Genomic DNA, 3,533 nt, shown 5'->3' with positions numbered 1-3,533 from the left:
GCGCTCGCCTTTTGCCGTTTTTATAGGTACAAACGATCCAAACTTGAAAAGTGACGTTCAAGGTTTTACTATCAGTTAAAACTGGCATATTTGAAGTCATAGTCAAACCAAATAATCTTAATCGTCAAAAATTTTGCTTCTTCACTCCAATACTTTACAAAAATTCCCAGACACAGCACCAGGACATACTTCTGCTGCGAGAGCTGCCCTTAACTTTTTGGTTAATATATTAGTTTTACTTATGCTATGTTTACAAATGACTTTTTCAAAAAGCGTATCAAAAATTACAGTTTTTTAGACAACAATAAGAATACAGGTATCGATCACAGAGCGATCGCAAAACTTTTCGGTCTACTGACATTGGTTTATTAACTCGTAAAGAGCCATCTTCAGGTAACCTCTCGACCAGTATGATTGACATCGGATGATCTGGGGAAAGACGAAAATGCTTTCTTGTCCAAACACGAATTCTCCCTCTAGCGAGTTTGGCATCTTCTTGTTCAATTGTTTGGCTCGGTTCTGACCAGGTACAGGTATCGTTGATCTGAAATTTATCTCCGTGTACTCGTGGTTTCCCACGTCCTGAATATGTTGGTGGTTCTCCCCATAAACACAATTTACGTTCTTGCGGCAATACCGCCATCAAATATTTGATTCGCAATTTCAAGAGGAACTGAACAAGCTGTACGCAGATTCTGCCAAAGGACATCCGCCAGTGCCACCAGCACAACTGGCATTGGCAACAATTTTACAAGCTTATACAGGAGCCTCTGATGCGGAAGCGATTGAAGCATTGATCATGGATAGACGTTGGCAGTTAGTGCTGGATTGTATTGATTGTGAAGAAATTAAACTAACCTCTGGTGTTGCCAAAGAACGACGCATCTCCATTGAGGATGATGAAATGAGGCACGGGCGTAAAAGTAAAAGCCAACGATTTGATGGTTATAAGCGTCATTGGGCTTGCTGCTCTACTGACGGTGACTCATCACTGGGGGTTGGGTCTACCTGAAGTGTAACTGGGGGGTGCTCTACTGCTGGGTAAGCAACAAGTTCAGTCTTTCGGCTTAGGTTGTTGGATTTTGGCTGTGGTAATTGTGGCTTGGATGAACGTTGGATAGATTTCATTGACATTTGTGTTTAATTAAATTTACCCAAACTGTGGAACAATCGTATTTTAACTGTCAATTTATCTATTTTGAAGGCTGTGGCATTACTTAATATCGCCAGGCTTCTACTTGACTCCAGTTATTGAAGTTGTATATTGAATGACCCAAAACGTTTTGGGTCAGCAGTACAAATATCTATAAAATCTTTAATTAAGTAAACAACTCCACTAGAGCAAGGTAGAATGCAATTCAATCACAAGTAACGGAAACAGAATTTTGGCGACCAAATTTGTAACACTGACTGCCTTTAAAGGGGGTGTGGGCAAAACTACCTCAGCAGTGTGTCTGGCTTGCCTGTTTGCACAGAAAGGATATAAAGTTTTGCTCATTGATTATGATCCTAATCGTTCAGCATCCGTTTGGGGATCTCGCGGCTATCTACCCTTTCAAGTTGCTACAGAAAATACAGCTAACCGAATAATGGCAAAAGAGAACTTTGATTTTATTGTCATTGACACTCCTGCGCGACCAAGTTCTGCTGAGATTAAAGAGCTAGTTGATGGATGTGATTTGCTTTTAGCTATTACAACTCCTTCTGCTCTCTCAATGAGTGCTTTAAACATGATGGTTCAAAGTTTTCCACCAAAAACTAAATATTCTGTTTTGTTAACTGTTGTACCTCCATCATCAGAGCCGGATGGGGAAATAGCTTTTCATACGCTTAGAGAACAAGGTTTACCTGTGTTAGAACAAGGGATTCAACGCTTGAAAGTTTATGAACATGCATCTGCCGAGGGGAAGCCAATTTATGAAATTAAAAGAGGAGGAAAAAAAGCATGGGAAGATTGGAAGGAACTAGCAAAGCTGGAACCGATCAAAGACTTGCTAACCTAAAACAGATTTTAAGCTTTACTCCTGATACGGACGAGAGCGAGATAATTACCAATGAATCAGGCAAGGATTCAGGAGTAGTTTGGATACCCCGTAGTAAAATTCATCTAACTTTCAGTTTTGTGCCAGGTGGACAGCCTGTGCGCTACTACTATGACCAGGATGAACTAAAAGCTTGGGCGCTAAATGACCTGAAACCGAATGGTATTCACTCTCCATTATGGGTTCGTCCACTAAGCAATACGTTGCCTGATGAATATGAACTTGTTGCTGGGAAACGCCGCTATCATGGTTCTGAGTTTGCAGAAATAGATCCACTTCCTGTCAGAATCTTTAACTGGAATAACCTTGAAGCTTTCAAAGCATCACTTGCAGAAAACAAAAATCGTCAAGATTTTAGTGCCTTAGAAGATTTAGATGGTACTTTGAAACTCCTTTCTTTAGCAATTGAAGCAACTGTTGAAGAAGCTATAAGTCTGCTGTATCAAATAGATAATCTCAAACGTCGCTCAGGTCTCCAAAACGTTTTAGATCATCCTCAGTTTGACAAAATTCAAGCAGTTTTTGCATTTTGTGGTGGAATTACCTGGGAATCTTTTGTCAAAACTAGGCTTCCCTTATTAAAAAAACCTCAAGAAATTCTGTCAGCTGTTCGTCAAGGAAAAATTGAATACACCAAAGGACTAGAGATTGCAAAAATTGACGACCCTGGTATCAGGCAAGAACTTTTATGGGAAGCAATTGCCAACAATCTTTCACTTATTGAAATAAAAAAAAGGGTTAAAGCTCTTAAACCAAGTTCAGAAAACCCTATCCGAACTAGATTAGATAGTGCTTACAAACAATTCAAAAAATCTCTGAAAAATATTGAAAAAGATCCATATCAGCTCCAAGAAGCGGAAAGCTTGCTAGTTAAAATAGAAGAATTTTTACAAGAAAAATGACCCAAAATGTTTTGGGTCATTTAGCAAAGCAGCTTACAGTTTGATTTATAGAGAGATCCCAAAAATAAAACCTCTCTTCCAAATTAGGTAGGAGAGTTTGTACACTCTTATATTTTTGGGGATGAAAGCCCGTTCGCACAGTGTCTGGTGGATAAGGGCTTTCATGGATGGCTAGAGATTTATTATAGAAACATCCGGCAAAACTATACATCTTAGTATCTATGTACTATAGTTGATGGAATTGCAGGCTTATAATAATGTGCGGCATTTTTAAATAAGCAATGTCCACTCCCCCAGCCCACTCCCAACAGCAAGTTAATGCTTCTCTCCAACATGAAACCATTACTGGAGTAGTTGAAAGACTCACCTTTTATTCCCAGGAGTCAGGCTACAGCGTAGCACGCTTAACCCGCGCCAGAGCCACTGACTTAACCACAATCGTAGGCAGCTTTGCCAATATTCAGCCAGGTCAAATTCTACAGCTAACTGGTTTCTGGCGTGACCATCCACAATTTGGGACACAGTTCCAGGTAGTTAAGTAGCTAGACATGATTAAATATAAAACGCTCAACTGAATAATTACCATTGT

Annotated in this window: 3 protein-coding genes and 2 pseudogenes; 4 read left to right on the top strand and 1 reads right to left on the bottom strand. The window is 39.7% G+C overall.

Annotated elements, in window-relative coordinates:
* Nucleotides 1-277 precede the first annotated feature (277 nt).
* Nucleotides 278-643 (bottom strand): hypothetical protein, encoded by a 366-nt coding sequence (locus RMY63_RS41415; RefSeq protein ID WP_322734229.1) that lies wholly within the window; start codon nucleotides 641-643, stop codon nucleotides 278-280.
* On the opposite strand from RMY63_RS41415, the pseudogene RMY63_RS41410 reads away from it, so the two are divergent.
* The 4 genes and pseudogenes from RMY63_RS41410 to RMY63_RS41395 all read left to right on the top strand — a co-directional run.
* Nucleotides 617-865, top strand: a pseudogene (locus RMY63_RS41410) (transposase); the annotation flags it as partial. The gene RMY63_RS41415 and the pseudogene RMY63_RS41410 sit on opposite strands and share 27 nt — an antisense overlap.
* Before the next feature lie 520 nt (nucleotides 866-1,385).
* Entirely contained in the window at nucleotides 1,386-2,003 is a 618-nt protein-coding gene (locus RMY63_RS41405; protein ID WP_163937133.1) for a ParA family protein, read from the top strand.
* Nucleotides 1,946-2,944 carry a ParB/RepB/Spo0J family partition protein gene (locus RMY63_RS41400; RefSeq protein WP_322734228.1) on the top strand — a complete coding sequence of 333 codons (999 nt, stop codon included), beginning with the start codon at nucleotides 1,946-1,948 and terminating at the stop codon, nucleotides 2,942-2,944. Before RMY63_RS41405 ends, RMY63_RS41400 begins: the two co-directional genes overlap by 58 nt.
* A gap of 281 nt (nucleotides 2,945-3,225) precedes the next feature.
* Nucleotides 3,226-3,480, top strand: a pseudogene (locus tag RMY63_RS41395) (ATP-dependent RecD-like DNA helicase); the annotation flags it as partial.
* Between the last annotated feature and the right edge of the window lie 53 nt (nucleotides 3,481-3,533).

It is taken from the genome of Nostoc sp. ChiQUE01b, assembly GCF_034531255.1.
Lineage (GTDB): Bacteria > Cyanobacteriota > Cyanobacteriia > Cyanobacteriales > Nostocaceae > Nostoc.
The sequence above is the reverse complement of the archived record's forward strand: the minus strand, read 5'-3'. Positions and strand labels throughout refer to the sequence as shown.

Bases quoted from the DNA above. Each gene is read 5' to 3' on its own strand.
- RMY63_RS41400 (WP_322734228.1), top strand. From the start codon at position 1,946: ATGGGAAGATTGGAAGGAACTAGCAAAGCTGGAACCGATCAAAGACTT.
- RMY63_RS41415 (WP_322734229.1), bottom strand. From the start codon at position 643: ATGGCGGTATTGCCGCAAGAACGTAAATTGTGTTTATGGGGAGAACCA.